Annotated in this window: 28 protein-coding genes; 17 read left to right on the top strand and 11 right to left on the bottom strand. The window is 57.7% G+C overall.

Annotated elements, in window-relative coordinates:
- Window positions 1-4: 4 nt before the first annotated feature.
- Window positions 5-469 carry a fluoride efflux transporter FluC gene (locus JMN36_RS04600; protein WP_236881680.1) on the top strand — a complete coding sequence of 155 codons (465 nt, stop codon included), beginning with the start codon at window positions 5-7 and terminating at the stop codon, window positions 467-469.
- Window positions 466-804: a fluoride efflux transporter FluC gene (locus JMN36_RS04595; RefSeq protein WP_221923934.1), complete on the top strand. Its 339-nt coding sequence runs from the start codon at window positions 466-468 to the stop codon at window positions 802-804. Before JMN36_RS04600 ends, JMN36_RS04595 begins: the two co-directional genes overlap by 4 nt.
- 76 nt (window positions 805-880) lie before the next feature.
- On the opposite strand, the gene JMN36_RS04590 is transcribed toward JMN36_RS04595, so the two are convergent.
- Window positions 881-1081 (bottom strand): heavy-metal-associated domain-containing protein, encoded by a 201-nt coding sequence (locus JMN36_RS04590; RefSeq protein ID WP_204087710.1) that lies wholly within the window; start codon window positions 1079-1081, stop codon window positions 881-883.
- 420 nt (window positions 1082-1501) lie between these two features.
- Here JMN36_RS04590 and JMN36_RS04585 point away from each other — a divergent pair, with 420 nt between their 5' ends.
- The 7 genes from JMN36_RS04585 to JMN36_RS04555 all read left to right on the top strand — a co-directional run bounded on the left by JMN36_RS04585 (window position 1502) and on the right by JMN36_RS04555 (window position 7284).
- Window positions 1502-1789, top strand: a complete 288-nt coding sequence (locus JMN36_RS04585; protein WP_221923933.1) for a hypothetical protein — start codon at window positions 1502-1504, stop codon at window positions 1787-1789.
- Window positions 1767-2126, top strand: a complete 360-nt coding sequence (locus JMN36_RS04580; protein ID WP_221923932.1) for a hypothetical protein — start codon at window positions 1767-1769, stop codon at window positions 2124-2126. The genes JMN36_RS04585 and JMN36_RS04580 overlap by 23 nt, the downstream gene beginning before the upstream one ends.
- Before the next feature lie 116 nt (window positions 2127-2242).
- Window positions 2243-2533: a hypothetical protein gene (locus JMN36_RS04575; protein ID WP_221923931.1), complete on the top strand. Its 291-nt coding sequence runs from the start codon at window positions 2243-2245 to the stop codon at window positions 2531-2533.
- On the top strand, window positions 2530-3441 hold the full coding sequence (locus tag JMN36_RS04570) for an ABC transporter ATP-binding protein (RefSeq protein ID WP_204087707.1): 912 nt from the start codon (window positions 2530-2532) through the stop codon (window positions 3439-3441). The genes JMN36_RS04575 and JMN36_RS04570 overlap by 4 nt, the downstream gene beginning before the upstream one ends.
- Before the next feature lie 227 nt (window positions 3442-3668).
- Window positions 3669-4043 (top strand): thioredoxin, encoded by a 375-nt coding sequence (gene trxA / locus JMN36_RS04565; protein ID WP_204087706.1) that lies wholly within the window; start codon window positions 3669-3671, stop codon window positions 4041-4043.
- Between the two features lie 600 nt (window positions 4044-4643).
- Window positions 4644-5441 carry a PspA/IM30 family protein gene (locus JMN36_RS04560; RefSeq protein ID WP_221923930.1) on the top strand — a complete coding sequence of 266 codons (798 nt, stop codon included), beginning with the start codon at window positions 4644-4646 and terminating at the stop codon, window positions 5439-5441.
- Between the two features lie 187 nt (window positions 5442-5628).
- Window positions 5629-7284, top strand: a complete 1656-nt coding sequence (locus JMN36_RS04555) for an alpha-keto acid decarboxylase family protein (protein ID WP_221923929.1) — start codon at window positions 5629-5631, stop codon at window positions 7282-7284.
- A 56-nt stretch (window positions 7285-7340) separates the two neighbouring features.
- Here the strand turns inward: JMN36_RS04555 and JMN36_RS04550 are convergent, their stop codons facing one another.
- The 5 genes from JMN36_RS04550 to JMN36_RS04530 all read right to left on the bottom strand — a co-directional run bounded on the left by JMN36_RS04550 (window position 7341) and on the right by JMN36_RS04530 (window position 12102).
- A complete protein-coding gene (locus JMN36_RS04550; RefSeq protein WP_204087704.1) occupies window positions 7341-8102 on the bottom strand; it encodes a decaprenylphospho-beta-D-erythro-pentofuranosid-2-ulose 2-reductase in 762 nt (253 codons plus the stop codon).
- 91 nt (window positions 8103-8193) lie between these two features.
- Window positions 8194-9627, bottom strand: coding sequence for a decaprenylphosphoryl-beta-D-ribose oxidase (locus JMN36_RS04545; protein ID WP_221923928.1), 1434 nt, complete (start codon window positions 9625-9627; stop codon window positions 8194-8196).
- A 214-nt stretch (window positions 9628-9841) separates the two neighbouring features.
- Window positions 9842-10078: a hypothetical protein gene (locus JMN36_RS04540; RefSeq protein WP_012732651.1), complete on the bottom strand. Its 237-nt coding sequence runs from the start codon at window positions 10076-10078 to the stop codon at window positions 9842-9844.
- A gap of 121 nt (window positions 10079-10199) precedes the next feature.
- A complete protein-coding gene (locus JMN36_RS04535) occupies window positions 10200-10787 on the bottom strand; it encodes a DJ-1/PfpI family protein (protein ID WP_041628950.1) in 588 nt (195 codons plus the stop codon).
- Between the two features lie 40 nt (window positions 10788-10827).
- Window positions 10828-12102 carry an esterase-like activity of phytase family protein gene (locus JMN36_RS04530; protein ID WP_204087702.1) on the bottom strand — a complete coding sequence of 425 codons (1275 nt, stop codon included), beginning with the start codon at window positions 12100-12102 and terminating at the stop codon, window positions 10828-10830.
- Window positions 12103-12131: 29 nt separating this feature from the next.
- Between JMN36_RS04530 and JMN36_RS04525 the strand changes: the two genes are divergently transcribed.
- Both JMN36_RS04525 and JMN36_RS04520 read left to right on the top strand, forming a co-directional pair.
- A complete protein-coding gene (locus tag JMN36_RS04525; protein WP_221923927.1) occupies window positions 12132-12599 on the top strand; it encodes a TetR/AcrR family transcriptional regulator in 468 nt (155 codons plus the stop codon).
- Window positions 12600-12776: 177 nt separating this feature from the next.
- The gene (locus tag JMN36_RS04520; RefSeq protein WP_221923926.1) at window positions 12777-13421 is read left to right on the top strand and encodes a hypothetical protein; all 645 of its coding nucleotides are present in this window, start codon (window positions 12777-12779) and stop codon (window positions 13419-13421) included.
- Between the two features lie 51 nt (window positions 13422-13472).
- Here the strand turns inward: JMN36_RS04520 and JMN36_RS04515 are convergent, their stop codons facing one another.
- From JMN36_RS04515 to JMN36_RS04500, 4 genes are all read right to left on the bottom strand, one after another.
- A complete protein-coding gene (locus JMN36_RS04515; protein ID WP_204087700.1) occupies window positions 13473-14387 on the bottom strand; it encodes an alpha/beta hydrolase in 915 nt (304 codons plus the stop codon).
- A gap of 58 nt (window positions 14388-14445) precedes the next feature.
- Entirely contained in the window at window positions 14446-14781 is a 336-nt protein-coding gene (locus JMN36_RS04510; protein ID WP_221923925.1) for an alpha/beta hydrolase, read from the bottom strand.
- Window positions 14782-14793: 12 nt separating this feature from the next.
- On the bottom strand, window positions 14794-15348 hold the full coding sequence (locus JMN36_RS04505; protein ID WP_221923924.1) for an alpha/beta hydrolase: 555 nt from the start codon (window positions 15346-15348) through the stop codon (window positions 14794-14796).
- A gap of 97 nt (window positions 15349-15445) precedes the next feature.
- The gene (locus tag JMN36_RS04500; protein WP_204087698.1) at window positions 15446-16084 is read right to left on the bottom strand and encodes an SDR family oxidoreductase; all 639 of its coding nucleotides are present in this window, start codon (window positions 16082-16084) and stop codon (window positions 15446-15448) included.
- Between the two features lie 371 nt (window positions 16085-16455).
- Here JMN36_RS04500 and JMN36_RS04495 point away from each other — a divergent pair, with 371 nt between their 5' ends.
- The 3 genes from JMN36_RS04495 (at window position 16456) to JMN36_RS10885 (ending at window position 19049) form a co-directional block, all read left to right on the top strand.
- Window positions 16456-17142, top strand: a complete 687-nt coding sequence (locus JMN36_RS04495; RefSeq protein WP_012732644.1) for a hypothetical protein — start codon at window positions 16456-16458, stop codon at window positions 17140-17142.
- Between the two features lie 74 nt (window positions 17143-17216).
- Window positions 17217-18317, top strand: coding sequence for a pentapeptide repeat-containing protein (locus JMN36_RS04490; RefSeq protein ID WP_204087697.1), 1101 nt, complete (start codon window positions 17217-17219; stop codon window positions 18315-18317).
- 120 nt (window positions 18318-18437) lie between these two features.
- The gene (locus tag JMN36_RS10885) at window positions 18438-19049 is read left to right on the top strand and encodes a GtrA family protein (protein WP_236881682.1); all 612 of its coding nucleotides are present in this window, start codon (window positions 18438-18440) and stop codon (window positions 19047-19049) included.
- Between the two features lie 35 nt (window positions 19050-19084).
- Here JMN36_RS10885 and JMN36_RS04480 read toward each other — a convergent pair whose 3' ends face one another.
- A complete protein-coding gene (locus JMN36_RS04480; protein ID WP_204087696.1) occupies window positions 19085-20569 on the bottom strand; it encodes a TIGR01777 family oxidoreductase in 1485 nt (494 codons plus the stop codon).
- Between the two features lie 206 nt (window positions 20570-20775).
- Here JMN36_RS04480 and JMN36_RS04475 point away from each other — a divergent pair, with 206 nt between their 5' ends.
- The 3 genes from JMN36_RS04475 (at window position 20776) to JMN36_RS04465 (ending at window position 23857) form a co-directional block, all read left to right on the top strand.
- A complete protein-coding gene (locus JMN36_RS04475) occupies window positions 20776-21045 on the top strand; it encodes a heavy-metal-associated domain-containing protein (RefSeq protein WP_328145830.1) in 270 nt (89 codons plus the stop codon).
- A gap of 137 nt (window positions 21046-21182) precedes the next feature.
- Window positions 21183-23516, top strand: a complete 2334-nt coding sequence (locus tag JMN36_RS04470; RefSeq protein WP_221923980.1) for a heavy metal translocating P-type ATPase — start codon at window positions 21183-21185, stop codon at window positions 23514-23516.
- Entirely contained in the window at window positions 23513-23857 is a 345-nt protein-coding gene (locus tag JMN36_RS04465) for a metal-sensitive transcriptional regulator (protein ID WP_221923923.1), read from the top strand. Before JMN36_RS04470 ends, JMN36_RS04465 begins: the two co-directional genes overlap by 4 nt.
- Window positions 23858-23877 lie beyond the last annotated feature (20 nt).

Here is a 23877-nt window from a genome sequence, read left to right as displayed (position 1 = left end):
TGTCGTGTCTCGTGTGAGAAGGCCTGTGGTGCCGAAGCGCTTTGCCAGGTCGGCTGCGCTGGTGTTCGTTGGCGGTGCCGTGGGGACGCTAGTGCGTGATGTGTTGACTTCGAGTCCCGTGGTGAGCGCCGTGGTGCCCACAATGTGGTGGGTGTTCGCGGTGAACGTGGTGGGCGCCGCTCTACTTGGTTTTTTGGGTGCCCGCTTCGCCCGCTTGGGCCGTGTGAACGCGAAACTGCTGCTGGGAACCGGTTTCTGTGGCGGTTTAACAACCTATTCGACGCTCGCCGTGGACATTGCCCGATGGTTCCCGGGGGTCGGAGCTGCCGGCGTGCAGGGGACAGGGTCCCTGATGGGCATGAGTTTCGCGGTGTACTACGCGTTATTCAGCGTGATCTGTGGCGCGATCGCGGCGTTTGCCGGGGCGTGGTGGGAACGCGTCGGCCGTAGAGAGGTGGCGCAACGATGATGGTGCTTGTTGCGCTCGGCGGTGGACTTGGTGCCTGCCTGCGGTACGCGGTGGATGCATGGATCCGTGCGCGGTGGCCGGCGGAGTTCCCGTGGGCCACGTTTGTGATTAACGTGACGGGTTCGTTTGTCCTCGGGCTCTGTGTGGCCGGCCTGTCCGGCGGAGCACTGTTAGGCTTCCTTGGCACCGGGATGATGGGCGGCTACACCACGTTCTCCACGGCGTCTGTCGACGCAGTCACTCAAGGTAGTGCTCGCCGTGGCGCTATATACGCATTATCGACGCTGGTGGTTGCGGTTTTCGCGGCATGGCTCGGGTTGGTCATCGCCGGGTAGGCCGCGTCGCGTAAGGCGCGCCGGGTAAATTGCGCCGGGGGAGTTGTGCTGCGGCGTCGCGAGGAGAAGTCGAGGCCTACTTGGGCTCGAGCGCGTACCCAGCTTCCGTGACGGCCTCGTTGATGTCGGCATCACCGAAGTCTTCACCTTCGACGGTCATATGTCCGTCGTCGAAAATAGTGACGTTTTGTACTCCGCGTGCCTGAGATACCGCGTTTTTGATGGTGGCGGCTCCTTCGTTGGAGCTCATGCCGGTGATGGTGTAGTTCTTCATCATGGGGGTATCTCCTTGTGGGGTACTGTCGTGTTGATGGCCACCGATAGTTGGTCGGTGCTAGCTGGTGCCTCACAGGCGAGTGTGTGCTCCATGGGCTATACCGCGGGGCGCACAATAGCCCCGTTCGGAACGAGACTTTAGTTATTGTTGTTAATTTGCACTAGTGACAATTTCTATATTGCACATGTTTAGGGGTATTTCAGGGGGTGCTCGTTCGTCACCTATGGCCGTGTAGCGGCTGTGGAGGAGCCTTTTCGGCTGGTCCGACGGTTCGTTGGGGAAGGTACGCCCATCATGATCCCTTCCACCCGCAAAACCGACGCGACCATCGGATCTCCCTAATGTTAAGGTAAAGGTCACCTATTGAGCCAAACTAAGTACACCGCATAGCGCACCTCGACAGGGTATACAGAGGGCAGAGTGGAGAAGCAAGTGGACGGTCTTATAGCCGCCGTCGTAGGGGTAACGTGCATCGCACTTCAGTATCTATTACCCAGGTATCTTCCCGACTGGACTGGGGTTTTCATCCTCATTCCCTATGTAGCTGTAATCGCCTTCATTGTGTTTACGGTTGGCTTGCATAGTTTTCGGGACTTTATTATGCCGCTCGCTGGTTTTTTTGGGTTAATGGGTGTCTGGGGTCAGGGAATAGAAAAGAAAAAACGGGTGAAGAAAGAGGCGGCACATGGCACAGAGTCAGCCACATAGTAAAACTGGTTTTGTATCCAATGGTATTAAGTCCGAATTAACGACGTTCATACACACCTCTTCACTGAAGACCTCGCTGGTTGTGATGGTCATATTCACAGTCGGATTAGCCGTAGGGGTGTCGCGCCACAATAACAGGTCAATCGGTTTTTCAGGTGGCTTAGCTAATGTATCGGAGCTAGCTTTTTTCTTCGTTGCCTTCATATTATCCCTGTATATTGCTGGTAGCTACACAAAGGGATCCGTGAACTACACCCTTCTTTCCATTCCTTCCCGTTTCAGCGCTTATCTCGCTAGCCTCGTCACCTGCGCCATTTTTCTCTGCCCTTTTGGCTAGTGTTCGCCTTAATCTTTGTTGTCCTTTTACTCGTTTTATCCGCCCTAACCGGTTTTAGTCTCACCACTGATTCTGTCGCGAGGGAATTGATTCTCGGCATCTCATGGGCAGTATGCATGGTGGCTATTGGACTGGTCGCTGGTGGGATCTCTCATCTAGCTCGAAATGTAACCCTGTCATTCACGTTGATCATCGTTATCATGCTCATTCTCCCGATAACGGGTGCCATCTTGATGGCGATGGGTCATGACCAGGGTGATCTCCTTCTCCATCACAGCTTCCCGTTCGCTGTGGACAAACTAACGCAAGCTAATGCGACGTTGTTGGAAGGCCTGCTTGAAGTCGGGTTGTGGTGTGTCGTGGCCGTTGCGTGTGGTGCAGCACGTTTGTGGAGGTATAAGGCATGAGTTCGTCGGCAATTTCTGTTGACCAGATTAATAAGTTGTTTGGTAAAAGAGTCCCGGTTTTGGAAAATGTGACGTTCGACGTGCCGAGGGGCAAGGTCACGGGGTTATTGGGGCCAAACGGGTCGGGTAAGTCGACAATAATGAAGATCATTGCGGGGCTCACGCATGCCGATTCCGGGAATGTCACGATCGATCTAGGGTGTCCGGGCTCTTCCGAGCACGCCGTCGGGATTGATCACTGCCGGGCATCGATTGGTTATCTTCTCGATCCCGAATGGATAGATACGAGGGTGTCGATACTTACCTTTCTTCGCAGTCAAATGCAGTTGAAGGGCATTTCAGATACTAAGAAGAATGCCATCCACATTCTCGACGAATACGGTCTCGCTCATGCTCGTAACCGTAAGCTTGCGAAGGTGTCGCTGGGGATGAGGCAACGTGTTTGCCTCGCGGTGGCTTTTCTCAATGATCCTGAGATCGTGATTTTGGATGAGCCGCACAATGGTGTGGACGCAGATGGCTCGATCGCATTCCAGAATAAATTGAAAGAATATATCAGTTCCGGCGGAACGGCCTTGATTTCGTCACACTTGCTGAATGAGGTTCAGCAGTTTTCGGACTATGTGGTCATGATTAAAAACGGGCGAACGATAGTTCAAAAGCCGCTCGACCAGCTACGAACGACGAATAGTGTTCTTTTAACAGTCCGAGGGGATATCGAGTCTGCCCAGCGAGCCATGCTCAACAATGGTGGGCATATTGATGGTGTCTCCGGGCAGACCCTTTCTATTAGTGGTCTCGATACAGCGACGATCGCGGAAGTCGCGGTCGGCAATGGTGTCAAAATTGAAGGCCTCACTAAGGAAAGTAAGTCATTGGAGAGCATCTACTTAGAACTGAATGAATAGCCGTCCTCGGTTTCGTCATTTCTGCATCCGCCATATCCACATCCGCATGTAAAGGCACCCATCCCCGCTGCGGTCGTAGACTGTCTGGTCTATGATGGTCCGCCTAAAGGCCCCTGCTTCATATAGTGCAGGTAGACGGCGTGATGACCATGTGCGTCGGCCCCTTAAAGTGGCCTAGTTAAAGTGGCTAGGCGCGTCGTCTTTTTAAAACTAAGTGAAAGGAATTTATGGCTACAGTTACTGTGACGAAGGACAATTTCACCGACACCGTCTCTAACGGCGTTGTTGCACTGGACTTTTGGGCTGAATGGTGTGGCCCCTGCCGCATGTTCGGACCGATCTTCGAGGAAGTCTCCGAGCAGTTCCCCGATGTGACTTTTGGCAAGGTAGACACGGAATCCAACCAGGAGATCGCGGGCTCGCTGGGCATCCAGTCCATCCCGACGCTCATGGTTTTTAGGGACAACGTTCTGGTCTACCGCCATGCGGGTGTACATTCTGCTGGTCAGGTTAAGGACGTCATTGAGCAGACGAAGAACCTGGACATGGATGAGGTGCGGAAGCAGATCGCGGAGCAAGAGGCTAAAGAGTCGGGGGAGTAGCTACGACGTACGACTAGCCGCATAGCATCATGCACATAACACGACGCGCCCCAACCGTCGATATATCGGTGGGGCGCGTTGTCGCACGTCACGGGGCTACCGCGAGAGTCAGCCGCCATGCAAAGTGCATGCTTGCACGTCGCAGGGACACTCCCGTCGCAGACTAACTCGCCACAGCAGACTTACCCGCGACGGCAGACTCGCAATGAAGGAGCCACGTGCAACGTCGTTACTTACTCGATGGTGGTGCCATCGGGAATGACGGGGCCGGGGTTGCCGGAAATAGCAAGAAGATGCTCGGCAAGTGCGAGGATGCTGTTCAGAACGTCCATGAGTTCTCCATTCTTTCTGTGGCACGGTTGCGGGGAGATGCCGGTCCTGCCGACGTCACATCGCCTGAAACCTATTGATGTTCAGGCTGGATGGGTAATGTCGGTATGGATTGTGTGGTGGACCCGCCATCTGACACGGACACGTGCTTCAGGATTGCTTACGATTGCGATCAATGGTGTTCACAGTGCACTGTACGCCTGAACTTCAGAGCGCGCGTGAACCGCACAGTAGGTCCGACGGATGCTGACAGATGCTAAGGAGATTGTGATGGCTAACCCCTTTTCAAAAGGGTGGAAATACGCGATGGCTAAGTTTGATAGCACCATTGATGAGAAAGCAGACCCGATGGTGCAGATAAAGCAGGCCACGGAGGCGGCGAAGAAACAGCACCAAGCTGTTGTGGAACAGGCCTCGTCTGTGTTGGGGAACCAGCGGCAGATTGAGATGAAACTCAACCGGCTGATTAAGGACCAAGAGAGCCTCCAGTCGCAGGCGCAGAAAGCAGTGCAGCTTGCGGACAAAGCGTCGCAGGAGGGGGATACCCAGCAGGCGAGCGAGTGGAATAGCACGGCTGAGGTGGTCGCGTCGCAGCTGGTCAGTGTCGAACAGCAAATTGAGGAGACGAAGCAGCTTCATCAGAGTAATGCTCAGGCCGCGGAGCAGGCCAAAGCGCAGGTGAAGAAGTCCGAGGCCCACCTGAAGGAGCAGCTGGGGCAGATTGATCAGCTTCGGGCGCAGGTCAACCAGACGAAGATGCAGGAAGAGTCGGCAAACGCCGCGGAGTCGATGAATGCGCTGAGCGCGAAGGACGATTCTGTTCCGAGCCTGGACTCGGTGCGAGACAAGATTGAGCGTCGCTATGCGGATGCGCTCGGTAAGCAGGAGCTCACGGAGAGTTCGGTGGACACCCGCATGGCGGAGATCGAAACCGCTGGTCGTGATATCAAGGCGTCGGCTCGGTTGGAAGAGATTCGGGCACAGATGCACGGTGGGCAGGCTGGCGACCGTTCATTGGATGCGGAGGATGCGCCGCAGGGTGAGCTCGATTCCGGTGAGCATAAGTAATTCACCGACAATTTTTACCTCCCCGCAACCTACTTAATACGTTTTCCTGACAGTATGGGTGGGGTGCCGCGAACCCAGCGGCATCGATGTCGTCACATGTTCACGTGGCCAACCCGCCACGTCGAGCACACGTGATGAACCCCTCGCCATACGATGCTGGCCCCACCGAGCCATGCGAAGGAGAACTATGTACACGGTTGCTGATTACATTGCAGATCGCCTAGCTGAACTGCACATTAAGGATGTTTTTGGGGTTCCGGGTGATTTCAACCTAGAGTTCCTGGATCACATTACGGGGCATGATGCGCTGCACTGGGTCGGCAACGCCAATGAGCTGAACGCGGGCTACGCGGCCGACGGGTACGCGCGCATGAACGGCATCGGTGCCGTCGTCACGACTTTCGGTGTGGGTGAGCTCTCGGCTATCAACGCGATCGCCGGTTCGTTCTCGGAGAATGTCCCGGTGGTACACATTGTCGGCGCACCGTCGAAGGATGCGCAGGCGTCCCGACGTCTGCTGCACCACAGCCTCGGTGATGGTGACTTTTCTCATTTCCGACGCATGGCTAGTGAAGTAACGTGCGCCGTCGCTGATCTGACCCCGGCTGATGCGGTTGAGGAAGTGGACCGTGTGCTCCGCGCAGTACAGACACATCGGCGGCCCGGATACATTGTGGTGCCAACCGACGTTGCCCGCGTCGAGGTTGAGCCACCGTCGTCCCCCTTGGGTGGTGCCCGATCGTATACGTCGGACCGCGCTCTGGCGGAATTCCGCGCCGCCGCCTCTGAATTCTTGGAGGGCCGCGATGTGACAGTGCTGGCGGACCTCCTGGTTCACCGGATGGGTGCGACGGACAACCTGAACCGTCTGCTCAGTGGTGGTATTCCCCACGCCACATTGATGTGGGGGAAAACGCTGGTTAATGAGGAAGACTCGTTCTTCTTGGGCGTTTACGCGGGTGCAGCATCCGAGCCTGACGTTCGCAAAGCTGTGGAGGGTTCGGACCGCTTGGTCATGGCCGGTGTTCGGTTTACCGATACGACGACGGCCAGCTTCAGCCAGAAGATTGACCCGGCACGCTGTGTGGATATCGCCACTAATTATGCGAAAGTAGGCGATAAAACGTTTGCGCCACTGAACATCGCCGATGCGTTGGATGCGCTTGCTGAACTTGTTCCGTCATTTGCCGATCGCACGCCGGGGGCTGTTCCGGAACCGGAGCCGCACCATTGGGTTGCGGGCGCTGATGAACCATTGGTTCAGGACGATGTGTGGCCGACGTTAGCCGGGGTACTGACCGAGGGAAACATTGTTGTTGCTGACCAGGGAACCAGTTTCTTTGGCCTGGCGAAGATGCGTTTCCCGGCTGATACGACCTTTATTGGCCAACCGTTGTGGGGGTCGATCGGATACACACTTCCCGCCGCGATGGGCGCTGGTCTCGCCTGCCCGGGGCGTCGTCCGGTGCTCGTTATTGGCGACGGCTCCGCGCAGCTGACGGTCCAGGAGCTGGGTACCTGGATGCGGGAAGGCGTCAACGGCGTCGTCATTGTGGTGAATAACGACGGCTACGCCGTGGAGCGCTCGATTCACGGCGAGGACGCCGAGTACAACGACATCACGGCATGGGATTGGCGGATGATTCCGCAGGCTCTCGGCGGCACCGACGACAAGGTCGTGACGCTGAAGGCCACCACGCGCGCAGAACTCAATGACGCCTTTGCGAAGGCGCAGGACAACCAGGATCGGCTGGTGCTTATTGAGGTGTGCACTGCGCCGAAGGACTACCCGACGTTGCTGAAGAAAATCGGGAAGGCCATTAACGACGCCAACTCGAAGTAGACGCTCTGACGCCCGATCCCGGTCATTCGCGCCGGGATCTGCGTCGCTAACTCCCCTTAAATGGGCAGTTTCCGCAGGATAGCAGCCGGCGTGTGAGCCAGGGCCATCATGACGTAGCGGAACAGCGGGTGGACCCAGATCACGGACTTGTTGTCGTCGACAGCTTTCGCGACGGCGGCCGCTACGTCTTCCTTATTGACGGTCAGCGGTGCGTCGTCAAGGCCTTCGGTCATCTGTGTGCGCACCTGGCCTGGGCGAACGACGAGGACGCGGACGCCACTGTCACGCAGCGCCTCGCCCAGCTGGCGGTAGAAACCGTCGAACCCGGCCTTGGTGGAGCCGTACACGAAGTTGGAGCGTCGGACGACCTCACCGGCGACGGACGAGATTGCCACGATCTGCCCGTGGCCCTGCTTCTTCAAGGCCTGGCCCAGCAGAACACCGACGGACACGGAGCCCGTGTAGTTGATCTCTGCAGCTTGAACGGCTTTTTCTTGGTTCTGCCACAACTCTTCTTGGTCGCCCAAAATGCCGAATGCAACGATTGCGAGGTCGATATCGCCGTGGCTGAAGGCCTCATCAATGACGGCCTTGTGTGACTCGGTGTCGAGAGCATCGAAGTCGATGGTGCGAACCTCGGACGCCCCTGCTTTCTCCATCCGGTCAATCGCGGCGGGGAGGTCTTTGCTGTTCTTCCTGGCTGCGAGGGTGACGGTGGCGGAGCCTCGGGAGAGGAATTCCTCGACAATGGCGAGGCCCATGTCCGACGTTCCCCCGAGGAGAAGGATGGATTGTGCGTGCCCAACGGCGTTAAGCATAAAGAAAGGACCCTTTCTGTGTGCCGAGCCCGTCACAGGACCCGGCGGAGTAATGCAATTCGTGCAGTGAGTGTGGATTGGCCAGATCGGATTAGTACAGTTCCAGACGGCGGGACATGTCCGAAGCGAACACGCCGCTGGGGTCGATGGTGTTGCGGGTCTTCAACCAGCTGTCCATCTTGGGGTACATCTTGTGGAAGTTTTCGGCCGAGGTACGCGATTCCTTCGCCAGGTAGAGGCGCCCACCGAATTCCATGACTCGTTTATCTAGATCATCCAGGAAGTCGCCGAGGCCGGGCTTGATGGGGAAGTCGACGCAGACGTTCCAGCCGGGCATCGGGTAGGAGAGAGGTGCACGGTTGCCTTCACCGAACAGCTTGAAGACGTTGAGAGCAGAGTAGTGCCCGGAGCGCTGAATGTCGCGGACAATCTCTTTGAAGGGCTCGACGGCTTCGCGGGGGACCACAAACTGGTACTGCAGGAAGCCCTTGGAGCCGTACCCGCGGTTCCACTCGCCGATGAGGTCGAGCGGCTGGTAGAACTGCGTCAGGTTCTGCACCTTGTTGCGGTACGTTCCGGACTTCAGCCACCACAGCTCACCGATGGACATCATGGTCAGCTTGTTCATGGTGAAGTTCGGGAAGATGTCCGGGACGGTCATCAGCTGGGGTGCGTTGAACTTCAACGGCTTTTTCGCCAGCTTGGGGGCGTATTCCTTCAACTGGTCCAGCGTGGCCAGGGATCCGCGGGAGATGGCGGCACGGCCCAGTTTCGGTTCGGGAGAAATAGCGTCGAACCATGCCGACGAGTAGGTGTAGTTCTTCTCCGAACCGTCGGAGTGGAATTCGATGGTTTCGTCCAGCGACGCGGTCATGTCGCCGTCGGCAATGAAGTAGGCCGTTTCGGTACGAGTCATCGCGATGCGTGCGCGCACAATGATGCCGGTGAGGCCCATGCCGCCGACGGTTGCCCAGAAGAGTTCGCCATCGGGGTCATCGGCGCTGCCCTCTGGCTCGAGGTGCAGGATGCGGCCGTCGGCAACCAGAAGCTCCATGGAAGCGACGTGGTTACCGAAGGAACCGGCGGAGTGGTGGTTCTTGCCGTGAATATCGGGGCCGATAGCTCCACCGATGGTGACCTGCCGGGTGCCGGGAAGCACCGGAACCCACAGCCCGTAGGGGAGTGCGGCTTTCATGAGTTGGTCGAGGGTGACGCCACCGTCGACGTCGGCAATAGCCGTGTCCGGGTCAATGGAGTGGATTTCATTGAGCGCAGCCATGTCGACGACAAGACCACCGCTGTTCTGGGCCGGGTCGCCGTAGGAACGGCCCAGACCACGGGCGATCACGCCACGCTTGAGGTAGTCGGGCTTGTCCTCGTTTTGCTCGGCAACCTCCCGCACTGCGCGGGCAATCAGGTCCAGGTCGGGCGTGGACAGGACTTCACTCGAAGCCGGCTGAGTGCGCCCCCACCCTGTGAGACGACGGTGCTCTAGCGGTAGTTGATCTGTCGTGGTTGAGCTCACTTCTAACTCTTTCTCCTTGGTACGTCAGATTGGTTGTGCGCGATCACACGAGCGTGGGAGCCTCTGTGGCGATCTCGGCTGGAGCCGTGAGCGGCCACAAAGCTTCCCGCGCTACCACCCGTATAGTTCTACGCCATAGTTTTACGCCTGTCGCAGTGATAGGCGAGTATCGACTTGATGGGAGCCGACACTGGAAAGACGGGTAAAGGCGGGTTTAGTAGAGGTTCATGATGTCGCGTATCTCTTCGGGCAACATGTCCACGCTGGTAATGAGCGGCCCATCATATTCCCTGAGCAGGTCATTGACCCGTTGCCGGGACGAACTATCCAGGATCGGTAGCTCTTCGGCCATCATCCGCGTCATGGGCACGTCCAGCGGGACTGTGGTGCGTTCCGCAGCTTCATAGGTAGCGGCCGCAGCTTTGTCAGCCGCTGATTTTCGTCCGAACATGCCCTCTAGTGTACGGGGTGACGCTGAAATTTCAGCGTTGCTGTGACCGGGATTTCATTATCGACGCTGCGCTGGGGTCTTTTCGGTCGTCATCGCTCTGGTCGAATCGCGTAGCGGTTGCTTAGCGTGGGCCCTGGAAGCGTGCAAAAGGATCGATAGTGCTATCGGTCTGTGGTTGGTATTCAACGCGCTTGGTTACTTCCGTTTGAATCTCTTGCCCAAACAGGTGTCCAATCAGCGCGGCGGCCATGTCCATGCCGGCTGCAACGCCCGAGGATGTCCATCGACAACCGTCGTGGATCCACCGCGCTTGATACTCCCAAGAAACATCGTTGCCAAATGAGGACGCCCATTCAAAAGCTAGTTTGTTGCTCGTCGCTCGATGGCTTTCGAGGAGACTAGCCGCGGCCAACAGTGCTGATTCCGTGCAAACTGATGCCACTATCTCTGATCGGGTTCCGATATCTGTTAGCCAAGACAAGAACGATTTGTCGCGAGCCAACGTCCGTGTTCCCATACCTCCGGGGACCAAGATGATATCGGGATCGTTAAGCTCGCCGTACTCTAATTCTGCAATCACTTCAACGCCTTGAGCGCTTCGGACGGCGCCAGTTCGCTGAGCTACCAGTTGAATTTTTACATCGGGGATTGCGCTGAAGAGCTCTATAGGGCCGAACGCATCAAGCAACTCGAACCCGTCAAAAAGTATTACCGCGAGGTGCCTTTGAGTATCCGCTGGTGGCGGGCCACTAGCGAGGAGCGATGTCCAGGGAATGGACTACCGTGCGTTGCGAATCGCTGAAGTTATTGTCCGAGATGAGGTAAACACGATTGTCCCCCACTGGCGTTTTAGATACTCCAGTGCCTCGGCCGTTGGAACGGGAGCCAGTGGACAGGGAATTGGTAGCCGGGGCTCCGGCTGGCGGGGCTGCGAAGGTCATGCCTTCCACGTTTTCGGGAGACTCCGGAACGCCTCTGGCACCCGGATGTGCACTATTACCGAGTTTCGAATCAACGAAATCGAAGACCTTCTCGCGCTTGATTGCTACTTCGGTACCGTTGAGGTGTTCCCGGCCGAGAACGTTGGTAGCTCCTTTTACATCTAATCGGTAGATCTCTGCGCGGTTTCCTTGTTTGGGGATATATCCGCGTTGTAGGGCGTAAAGGTTTCCATCCGGGGACGTAGCTAGGGAAGCATATCCGCGGTCGGCTTCGGGGGCATACGTGGGATCTACGTCAACCACATATTCCGCGCTGGGCTTTCCTGTCGCAGTGTTGTAGACGGTTAGTCGCGTTTTGGATCCCGACTGGGGAGTATTGCTTGGTCCATCCTGCGCCAGAGAGTTTTCGTTGATCGTGTAAATGGTTTCTCCATCAGGAGAAATGGTCATCCCTTCTGGCCCCTTATTGGGGCTTATGCCTTTAGCTTCTTTAGTGTCCGGCGCATCTTCAGGGCTGGGGACGTGGTACTGCGGGGGATGAATACGGCGAATCTCACGTCCGGTTCTATCGGATTCGATGATAAGGGAGGAACGATTCTCTGCACCTTGTGACCCACCCTCTGTCGTCCACAACAGGTGCCCATTGGGCAATTGGCGGATCTCTTCGGCGTCGAATTCCTTAGGGTTGTACGCACTTCCATCTGGGTTGGTGAAAACCACCCGGCCGATGACTTGTGCCCGGCCACTGTTATCGATGTTCAATCGGTATGCGCGGGTGGGGCCATGATCGCCTTTGTCATCTGAGATGGCTAGATAGGAACCATCAGCAAGAGAGGTCAGTCCGGATAATCCGCCGACGCTAGGATCTTGAGTCGCCTTGCCGAGGTCGAACATGCCGTTATAACGGGTTTGGTTTGTCGCGCCAAGGCTTGGAGCACTAGAAGATGGGACAGCCGAACCTGCGGTGGTTGGGGTTGCGGAGATGGCAACTGCGGACCCGGTAATGAGGGTGGTGACAATAAGTGGGGGAGCAATCAGAGGGGTGATCCTCCGGTTGTGATTGGAACGAATACGTATTTTCATACCCACTATGAAAACAGGTGGTATGCGTAGTGACGGTGGTCGCTAGCTATGCTGCTGCAGAATTTGCGGAAGGTTCGCCGGAAGTTTGGTTGTTGTTCATTTGCCCCTACACCCTTCTTTCCAAACTGCATCGTGGAAACGGACACAGGCGGGGTCTGCCGAGGGAAGAGGCATCCCGGGTGTTGGCTCGGTACGAAAGAAAAGTGGCGGCAGAAGCAGACCTAAATATTGGGTCAGTACGGCACTTTTTCGGCGGCCACGAGGATTTACTTGCCGCGGCAGCCCAAGAAGCCGGAGACCGTATGGGCCGACGCCTCGAACATCATCCAGTCGAACAACTAAGGGGACTCACGGGCGAAAAAGCATTAAATGCTCTACAGGATCTTCTGGAACAGGTTCTTCCTGTTGATGAACCCCGAAAGGTAGAAGCTATCGTGGTGCTCGAATTTATTCGTGCGTCCCGGACGCAAGCGGTCTTTGCATCATCTGCTGCATAGATGGCGAAGGATCTGCACGACGTTATTACGGACGCTTTAGTGTGCTTAGAGGTGGCGAACCCTAGTGCGGTGGCACGGCAGGTCTCAGCGCTAGTCGGCGATCGGTTGACTGTGCAGCTTTATTCCGTTGCAGAAAAACAAGGAGGCAGTGAGTAACGCCTTGTTAGTCTGGGGGCCATGCACCTAAGCAGGAGAGATCAGTTTCCCCACGGAGCCACACGACGTCTCAGCGAAGCGAAAGACCGTATTGACTCACTGCCTCCGGACAAACGGGGTGCGCCCGGCTTTGCCCAACGAGTATTGGTATCTTCCCTGATCGGAGGTTGGTACGCCTCAGGTGGTATTGAATCGAAGCCGCGCCGGGTGGCTACGAAGGTAGGGATACTAGGATCCGCGTTCGCGGTGATATGGATGACGACAGAGTCGTCGGAAGACTCGGCAGACACGGATAATAATTCTCTTGAGGCCGCCGTGTCTGAGGACCCTGGGCTGGAAGCCGCCGAGGGGGCGGGAACTTCGCCGTCGGAAAGCGAGTTACCGCAGGCCACACCGTCGAAAATTGATGAAAATAGAGCCCCAAGCCCGTGGGGCTGGGCACGATTGGGTCTCGCTATCAGCGCCGTGGTGGGCTACTTCGTGGGATCGTTTTATTTTTCCCGCTTCATCAGGAGAAAAGCACTGGCGTTCATCCGCGCGCACATCACTGAGTCGCGACCGTGGACGGTGTACGGAATCCTTGTCGGTATTGTCTGCTTTGCGTTGAGCTTCAACGAGGATAAGCGCACCGCCAACCTCGACGCCAGGTTGAAGGCGCTAGCCTAAGTTTCCGCTGGTTGCGGTGCTATTCCCTCCGGGATCTTATAGCCTGGGGGCTTAGAGCTTGTCGCTGAAGAATGGCCCGAGCTTACTGACGGCCTCAGCCACCTCTTTCTCGCCATCGTAAAGATCCATGTGATTCGCACCTTCAACTACGTGAAAGGATTTGTCTGTACTGGCAGCTCGTTCGTAGAGATCATCGCTCATCCACTTCGACCCAGCTTCGCTCCCGGCAACGATCAACAGCGGTTGAGCGAGATAAGTCTCGGCCTTGTGGAAGGCGTCGTATGTGATGATCTGCGACAGACTACGGGTAGTCATCCAACCTGGAGCGTTGGGATGCTCGCAGCGGGGGGTGTGGTAGTACTCCCACGCCTGGCGTAGCTCCTCATTGGGGGCATCGTCCTCGTTCATCGGTGCCAGGGGGAACTCATTATCCTGACCAGCGGCATCAGTGGTCCGCGCCTGTGCTGCCTGCTCGAGAATCGGTGCCGCCTCGGCATCGGTAACTGATCCGTCCCACCCGTTGCGGAACATCTGACCGATATTAACCATGCTCACGGTGCCCACAGCCTTGATTCGAGGGTCATTGATCGCGGCGTTGGCGGTATAGCCAGCCCCGGCACAAATCCCCATGGCACCTATTCGTTCGTTATCGACGTAGTCCAGAGTGGTGAGATAGTCGACCACAGCGCTAACATCCTCGGTCCTGATATGTGGATTCTCCAGTTGACGGGGTTCACCAGAACTGGCGCCCTGGAAGGACGCATCGTAGACGACGGTGACAAATTCGTATTCGGCGACTTTTTTGGCGTAGAGTCCTGCGGTTTGCTCCTTCACGCCACCACCGGGGTGGGAAACGACGATGGCGGGATAGGTCTGTGAGGCATCGAACTCTGGAGGGAAATTGATAACTGCAGAGAGTATTGTGTCATAACCGTTGAGAGTCTTGATGCTGATGTCTTTGCTCATGCTTGCTCCTTTACAGGTCGCGGGTCAGTTCGCCTTGAGGAATCAGTTCGTTAAATAATCAGTTCGTCGCGAGGTTCTCATGAAAGAAGGAGCTCATCTTGGCGACAGCCGGATCGACGTATTCGGGCTTGTCGTAGAGGTCGACGTGTGACGCGCCGTCGACAATGAACAATTCCTTTGGTTCTTGCGCCTTCTCAATCGAGTTCTGCGAATACGGCAGCGTGTCCGCGTCACTTCCGGCAATCATGAGCAATGGACGTGGCGAGATCTGATCGATGAAACCGTAGGCGTCGAATACGGCGATGCGGTCGAAGCTCGTCGGATCGACGGTATTCGGTGCTCGGTCATCTTTGGCACGGTCCGTGCGGTAATAGTCGTAGGCTTCCTTGTACATCGAACGATCGGGCTACTCGTTTGCCTGATCCTGTGTCATCGGGATCATCGGCTGTGCTTCGACGTCCTTACCCGCTGCACGATCGGTGCGAGCCTGTGCTGAGGCTTTGAGGAGTTTCGGCAGCGTCTCGGTCTGGGACCTGTACACGTCACCTAGATCGGCACCGCTGACAGTGGCGACCGCCTTGATCCGGATATCACTGGACGCCGCGAACGGTACGAACCCGCCGGAGGCGCAAATGCCGAGAGCACCGATCCGATCGGCGTCGACCTCCTCACGCGTCGCCAGATAGCTAACTGCGTCCTTGATGTTTTCAACCCGAATGAAGGGGTCTTCGAGCTGGCGAGGTTCGCCGGTGCTTTCTCCCTGGTAGGCGGCGTCGAACGTTAATGTGACGAAGCCTTCCTTGGTCAGCCGTGTTGCGTAATTGATCGGCGATTGTTGGCGGACACTGCCGAATGGGTGGCTAATGACAATCGCGGGGCTTGCACCCTGCGCCTCGTCGGGAATGAACAATGTGCCCGCGATGGTTTGGTTTCCGCTGGAAAACTTAACGTCAGTCTGCATTACAGGTTCCTTCCTTGAAATTTCTTTTCTTGAAATGAGCCGGTAGTGACTTACGCCACCCATGATAAGGACGGGCGGAATCCGCAACCAGGGGTTCTCAGTACCAGGCAGGCTTGTCGCCGTCGGTACCCGGCTTGTCGATTCCGACGTTGGCGCGCGAGTGTTGGGTTGGGTCAGCGACGACGGACGCGATGAACGCAGCGACGGCCTTGCGCGACACCTCGGTTCCCTTGAACTGCTCATCACGCTGGGTGAGCTCGTAATCGGTCTCGTCCTTATTAGTCAGCCACGCTGGGCGAACGATCGTGTAGTCCAGGTCCGAGGCCTCAATAATGTCCGCTGCACGGCGGTAAATGGTCAGCGCCTCGTCGCCGATGGCGTCCCGGTTCCAGGTGTTGAATTTTTCGGGCAGCTCATCGTAAATTCCGAGAGCATCGACGAAAATCAGGCGCGCGACCCCGGCCGTTTTCATGGCATCGACAAGTGCGCGTGCCTGCTCGTCGAGGTTTCCTGCAAGGTTGGCATAGACAATGTCCTGGCCCTCGAGCGCTGCACCAAGAGCGTCCGCGTCGAGCACATCACCTTCGACGACGCGGGCCCCGTCGGGAGCATCGACTTTGGAAGCGTTGCGGGCAAACAGTGTGAGGCTATCCCCGTGGTCGGCCTGGTCCGCGATCATGGGGATGGCGTGGCGGGCGATCTGGCCGCTGGCGCCTAGAACGATAACGTTGGTCATGCTAACTCCTTTGTTGTCTTGCTTTGTTGTGACATAGCAACGCTGACTTTGCAACGTCTTTGTGCTCGAGGGTATCGACGATTCCGAGTGGTATCCAGGGGTTGACAGTGCCTGTCCGAGGAGCTGTATTATCAACAGCATCAACCCCAGCCGTTGACCCTCCACCATACGGAGAGCGCCGATGACTGGGGTTTCGTCGTCGCAAAGGGTTTCTCCGTCCCAGGGGGCTTTGACAGAAAACGACCTGCAGTATTTTCGCTCTCTGGAATCCGTGCTCGAGCGGCCAACGTCATAGAGTGGTACGGACGATAACTCGCGGCACACAACGGCTCGCGGTATGTAACGCACACAGAGCCAAGAAAGAGGACCACATGACGTCTGCTGAATCCGACGGCAACTACCCCGTCATCGCAGTGGTTGCCGGTGAAGGGCCCACCGCAGTGTGGCATATCGACACCGACCCGCTAGCCAAAACAGGGCAGTTCGTCGGTGCGTGGATCGTCGGCACGGGGAAAACAAGCATCCAGCCTGGTCAAACGAATAATTTGTCCTGGGCGGGAGCTAAACTCGATCAATCCGTTCTTCCCATGCTTATCGACGGGCACCCTGTTGTGGCGACCGATAGCGGGGAAAAAGCACTCGCCGCCATTGAAGCCGATGACGAAGGAAGCGCGATCTCCGATAAGGGGAGTGCGACGTGGAGCGTCGTCAATGTTGATGACACCGTCGCCGCGATCAAGGAAGCAGTGACCTCGTATAAAGAGGCGTTGAAGGACGAAAATGCGCGGCGGAAAGCGGACGGCAAGAGCACCTTGAAGGGGCAAACGTACCCCGACGTCGCAGACGTGGAACCTGCTTATGATGCCGCGGACGCGCTCGGCGTCGACAACCCGCTGGCCAAAGAGTGCTGGGCCTGGGCGGAGGGAATTCGGAGGTTAGTGGACACCTGGAACGGCATCGATGCCCAGCGCCGGGCCAAAGCCACCGATTATTTGCAGCACTTTGGCAGCAAGGAGCCACAGCCGATTCCCCTGGTCACGCGCACAACTGAAGGCTAGCAGGCGGCCCGACGAACCCAAAGTAGGGAACAATTGGCGCACCAGCCCCGGGATTTGTGTCTACCCTGGGTTTTATGAGCACAAACACCGCCCGCGACGATGACAACGTCATCGAACTGAGCGACTATGCCAGTCGCGCGCGCGGCGGTGACGGTAGCCATTTTTCTCAGAGCCAACGCGAACCCGTCCTCGATGGGAATGAACCTGTCGCGCGGGAAGCCGCCAGCCTGGTGCTCTCCGTTCACCAAAGCGGTGGCGATGGCCCTCAGTACCGAATTATCGGGATTAACGACGCTCTCCACGTCGCAGATTTCTTCACCGTGCTGGACACGTGCTTCGGGTGTGATGGTGACGCAGAATGGACAGTTCATGGGGGCGACGGGGCAGAGGGAGAACGCGAGTCCGTCGTTGGTGACCAGTCGCTGTATGAGCTGCTCAACGCCCCCGGCGACACGCTCGATGTGACCCGCCGCCAACGCTCGGATACGGATGCGAATACTGGAGGCACGAACGTCGGCGAAGCGAGCACCGGGGACGCAAACGCCGGCGTGGGGAGCAGTGAGGATGTTAACGCCGGCGAGGGGAGCGTCGATAAGAACGCCGATGACCCCGATGACCTGCACTTTCATATCGACGTTGCCGAGTGCTATTTACGCGACCATGGGACTCCCGACGCGTTGTGTGTCGGTGGGGACGAGCACGCTGATTTAGACAGCATCAATGCAGAGCTAACGGGTGCGGCGACGACGCAGCACATTTTGCACGCGACGAAACCCATCATCCGCTCGGCCATCGAACGAAGTGGCATCTTTGACTTCATTCCGCTGCTCCAGGCCTTGGACTTAGGCCGAGAAACGAATGTGGATGCGGACACGCTGGCGCTATGCCGATGTCTCCCTAAAGAAAAAGACCCGGCCGGCCGCGATGCGGCGGTTGCTGAAATCATGGCCCAAGCTGCCCTGGTTGAAGGTCCTCTGCGAGCGGACATTATTGAAACGATGATGGAAGCGATCGGCTGGGTAGCCGACGACGGATCGGAACTGAAACTTCCTGAAATTGACCATCTGGCCAGCGAAACTTTGCAGGCCTTTGAGCATATAGGGCTCACGGGGGATAAGCGATTGTCCTCGCTAGAACGGCTTGAATTGTGCCGCGCGATCATCCGCGCGGACTAGGTATCGGAGGGCGGACTAGGTATAACAGGCCGGCCTAACTATGACGGCGACGAGTCGGCGGGCAACGGACACGAGCCGGGGGAGGACCGCGAAGCGCGTTGAAGAGTAAGCTCCCAGGGCGTGAGTGAAACCAAGCCTGACCACCCAACCGATGATCACGCCGAGCCGGAACTGCTGACACCTAACCTATCGGGGGCTTTAGCTGCCGAGAGTGCCGCGATGGACGACGTTGATGCGGCGACGGAAAGCGGTGCCACAGCCACAGATGCCTCAGCATCAGCCGACACCGCCACCCCCGGAACCGCAGGCGTCGACGCACCGGCTCCGCAGGGAGCGAGCGTCCTCACTCACCTCTATAAATTCGTGATCGCAGGCGGAATCTCCGCTGTCGTGGACTACGGCCTGACCATGATCATTCAGCATGCGTTTGGGCAGTCATACCCGCTGGCGAAGGCCATTGGCTTCATCTTCGGCACCATCACGGCCTACATCATCAACCGACGCTGGACTTTCGAGGCGGAACCGTCGGCAAAGAAGTTCCTCCAAACGATGTCTCTTTACGCGCTGATGTTCGCCGTGCAGTGGGGGCTAGCGGTGTCGGTGAACCACCTCTTGCTTAACGCCGGGGCCAGCGCGTTTATCGCCGGTACCGTCGGTTATGTCATTGGTCAGGGGGTGGCCACCGCCGTGAACTTCGTTGTCCAGCGGTGGGTCATTTTCAAAACCAACTAGGGGGCCGCTCAAGGGGCCGGCTAGCGGGCTTTACCTCATTTCCCCAGCGTGTGACGCAAGGCCTCCTCTAAATCAGTGAAGCGGAACGTGTACCCGTTCTTCTCCAACGCCTCGGGCTCCATCTTGACCGACGAGAGAGCGAGCTGATCTGCGCCCTCCTTACCCATCAGCGCATCTGGCCCCACACGCGGAGTCGGAATAACGGACGGGCGGTGAAGAACTTTCGCCAGCGTGGAGGCGAACTCTTTTTGCTTTACGGTGTTGGGAGCGGCGGCGTTAATCGGCCCCGACACCTCGGGGTTAAAGGCGGACCAAATGTAGATCTGCGCAAGGTCATCAATACCAATCCACGGTTGCCACATCTCACCACCGTTCAGCGGACCGCCTCCACCCATGAGGTACAGCGGGAGTTGCGCGCCCAGAAGTCCTCCGCGGGCGGATAGCACCAGGCCAGTGCGGACGAGAACCACACGAATACCAGCCTCTTCGGCCTTCAGTGCGGCGCTTTCCCAGCGCTGGCAGACGTCGGCGAGGAAGTCATCCCCGGCGGGCGAATCCTCCATGACCGTACCCGCGTCGGCACCATAATATCCGCTGGCAGACGCGTTAATAAGCGTTGTTGGGCCGCCATCCGATGCGGCCTCTTTCATCGCGTCGACAAGAGTTGTAGTGGCGTCGATACGCGAATCAAGGATCGACTTCTTGTGGTCGTCAGTAAAGCGCCCCATGATCGACGTCCCGGCCAGATTGATCACAGCCGACGCACCCTTCAGGAGGGAGGGATCAAGCGAACCCTTGCTGGGATCCCACCGCTTATATGTCACGCCGGGGACCCGCGAGGTGCGCGAACTGCGCGTCAACGCGACAACATTGTGACCAAGCGAGCGGAGGAGCGCCGAAATTGCCTGCCCTACCAGGCCTGTTTCGCCCGCGATGACAAATGTCTGGGCGGTAGTCGGGTCGATGGCCCCATCTTTGTTAGCGCCCCCACCCTTCTCGGCCGCGTCACGCAACTGCTGCTGGAAAGTTAGATCAGCCACAATCTGGCGCGTGCGGAATTCAAATGTCCGCTCCAGTTCCTTATCGATCTTCCGCTTGACCAGCCAATTCTTACCCAGAACCGACGTCTTACCCGGAAGCTCCGCGGTCACCTGATCCTGAACAAGCGAGGACCCACCACCGGAATCGGAAAACGTGTCGTCCGAAAACGTGTGGGTGTGCTCCCACGAATCCAGAGGCCCCTGCACCATCGTGTCCGTAAACGACTCGCCTGGCGTGTACGCGGTGTGGCGCGCTTTCCACTTCACCGTCGTCGAGACCGGCGCTAAGCCATCTAACCAGGGCAAACCCATTTCTAATTCAGTTTCAGAGCCCTCCGCGAGCCCCTTGCTTGGGCCCGACGTGAGCGTCGTCGAAAAGTCAGGGCACAAACGTGCTGCGCCACCAGCTGATTCGTAATACTTAACGACGTCGCGACGGGGGAAGGGGATGCGTGCGGTGTGTGAATATTCGATAGTCATAATTCTGCTCGTCCTCCTCGGTGATTGGGTTATGGACGGTGTGTGGCCCATTGTTGCAGAAACCCAGGACACGCGTTGCCGGTACGACGAGGGAGGGGCCCGCGCGACGACGAGGGCCGTTGCGAGTTAATCGGTAAAAGCTCGGCCGTTGCGGAATACCCATGGGGGGTATAGCGTTGAACCTATCGGATACCCCAGGAGGGTATGTGATCGCCCACGTGCCCGCGTGGACGTCGGTCAATAACAGCAATATCGAGGAGATCGTGATGACCACACGTAAGTACAAGATTTCGGGCATGTCCTGCAGCCACTGCGAACGCGCTGTTCGTGACGAAGTCAGCGAAATTCCTGGCGTTCACGTCGATGAGGTCAGTGCTGAGACTGGCATGTTGACCGTCAGCTCGGATGACGACATTAAAGACATGAAAGTTCTTGAAGCAGTGGAGGAAGCGGGTTACTCGGCCACGCGCCTGTAAAAACTGACCCGCCACACTAAAGGGAAGCGAGAGAAGTGCCACAATCAGTGACGACAAGTCCTGACACCACATCACAAGGTGCCATCGACGGTGTGACCATACCCGAGGGTTCGGTCATCGAACTCGACATCGGTGGAATGACCTGTGCATCGTGCGCAAACCGCGTGGAACGCAAGCTCAACAAGCTCGACGGAGTGCAGGCCACTGTTAACTTGGCGACCGAAAAAGCCAAGGTCACAGCACCACCGACCGTGACCGCTGATGACCTTATCCAGACAGTGGAAAAAGCTGGCTACACAGCGGCGCTCGACCAACCCGCCACGCCTGCTCATGAGAGCATCGACGATTCCACTGCCGACGATGATCGCGCGCCACGCAGCGGGGCCGCTGGATCTGCACAGAGCGAAAGCCCGATTGAGCGAGAGACGGCGAACTTCCGGCAGCGCCTGATTGTGTCCGCATGGCTGGCGATCCCTGTTATCGCTATGGCCATGATCCCTGCCCTGCAGTTCCGAAACTGGCAGTGGCTGTCCCTAACGTTGGCAGCGCCTGTCATCGTGTGGGGAGCGCTTCCCTTCCACAAAGCGGCCTGGACGAACCTTAAACACGGCGCGACCACCATGGATACGCTCATTTCGATGGGCACGCTGGTGGCATTCGCGTGGTCGTTGTACGCCCTGTTCTTCGGCAAAGCCGGCGAACCAGGACTGAAGCACACCTTCACCATGATGGCCTCGCATACCGACGCGTCGGCCAATATCTACTTAGAGGTCGCCTCCGGTGTCACGCTATTTATACTGGCAGGACGCTATTTCGAGAAGAAGTCGAAGCGAGAGTCCGGGGCTGCCCTTCGGGCGCTACTTAATATGGGCGCCAAGGAAGTCACGCTTCTTGACGACGGGCAAGAAAAACGGATTCCCGTCGAACAGCTCCAGGTTGGAGACATGTTCGTGGTCCGGCCCGGTGAAAAGATCGCGACGGATGGCGACATCGTAAGTGGCTCCTCGGCTATCGACGAGTCCATGCTCACCGGAGAGTCCGTTCCCGCGGAAGTTGGCTCTGGCGACCACGTCACTGGTGCGACGGTGAACACCAGCGGGCGGCTCGTAGTTCGTGCAACCCGAGTTGGGTCCGATACCCAGTTGGCGCAGATGGCGCGCATGGTCGAGGACGCGCAAACCGGGAAAGCCCAGGTCCAGCGCTTAGCGGACCGTATCTCCGGTGTTTTCGTCCCCACTGTGATTAGCATCGCCCTGCTCACACTCATCGTCTGGCTCGTATTGGGGCACGGATTCGCTGCCTCCATGACAGCCGCAGTCGCGATCCTCGTTGTGGCGTGCCCCTGCGCCTTGGGACTGGCGACGCCGACAGCGTTGCTGGTTGGTACCGGTCGCGGTGCGCAGATGGGTGTACTGATCAAGGGGCCGGAGGTCCTGGAATCCACCCGGAACATTGACACTGTTGTGCTGGATAAAACAGGCACAGTCACCACAGGAACAATGGCGCTGACCAGTGTTCATGCTGGTAGCACCTCATCCGACGATGAAGTCCTGGCCATCGCCGGCGCAGTGGAAGACTCATCCGAGCACCCCATCGCACAAGCTATCGCACAGGCGGCGAAGTCGAAGGGACTCGAGGCCCACGAGGTCACCGACTTCCAGAACAAGGAAGGCCGTGGCGTGCGGGCAGTCGTGGACGGCCGCGACGTGCTCGTCGGTAAAGAATCCCTGCTCAATGAAGCCGGAGTCCCTTTGGACGATGAACTCCGACGCGCGAAGAACGATGCTGAACACGCTGGGAAAACCGCCGTCGCCATTGCGTGGGACGGTGAAGCACGCGGGATTCTGGTTGTCGCAGACACTGTGAAACCCACCAGTGCCACGGCAATAAGCCAGCTGAAAGGACTCGGCCTCAACCCCGTCTTGCTGACTGGCGACAACAAGGTCGTTGCCCAGCGTATCGCCAAAGAAGTAGGAATAGACGACGTCAAAGCCGACGTTCTTCCCGCCGACAAAGTGCAGGTCATCCGCGGTCTTCAGGACCAAGGGAAAACCGTGGCCATGGTGGGCGATGGCGTCAACGATGCACCGGCGTTAGCTCAAGCAGACCTTGGTCTGGCTATGGGCACCGGTACGGACGTCGCTATCGAAGCCGCCACCATCACACTCGTTCGCGGAGACCTCACCAGCGCCGTTGATGCGGTGCGCCTCTCCCGGGCGACGCTCGCGACCATTAAGACCAACTTGTTCTGGGCCTTCGCCTACAACGTCGCCGCTATTCCGGTGGCAGCGCTGGGGCTTCTCAACCCCATGATTGCGGGAGCGGCCATGGCGTTCTCGAGCGTGTTTGTCGTGGGCAATAGCCTCCGGTTGCGCAGGTTCACCAGCGTTAATAGGAACGTCGGCACTCACGCTGATAAGACTGATAGGAATGCCACTGCACACACTGTCGAGGAGGAGCGGGCGAAATGACAACCTCATCAACCATGGATAGCGCGGCTGAGCAGCAACTATGCCACGAGGCCCACGCCCCCCACGGCTATATCTCGGAAAAAGAGCGGTACCTTCACCGGATGAAGCGAATTGAGGGGCAAGCGCGCGGGATCACAAAAATGATCGAGGATGAGAAATACTGTGTGGACATCCTGACGCAGATCAGCGCGCTCACGAAGGCACTGCAAGCGGTTGGCCTGGGGTTACTCGACGACCACCTCAATCACTGTGTACTCAATGCCGCCCAAGCCGGTGGCGATGAAGCTGAACAGAAACTCCACGAGGCATCACAAGCCATCGCCCGGTTAGTGAAGTCATAACCCCTGGCGTTGTTCCCCTG

It is taken from the genome of Corynebacterium pseudokroppenstedtii, from assembly GCF_019754945.1.
Lineage (GTDB): Bacteria > Actinomycetota > Actinomycetes > Mycobacteriales > Mycobacteriaceae > Corynebacterium > Corynebacterium pseudokroppenstedtii.
This window is presented reverse-complemented; position numbering and strand designations above follow the sequence as displayed.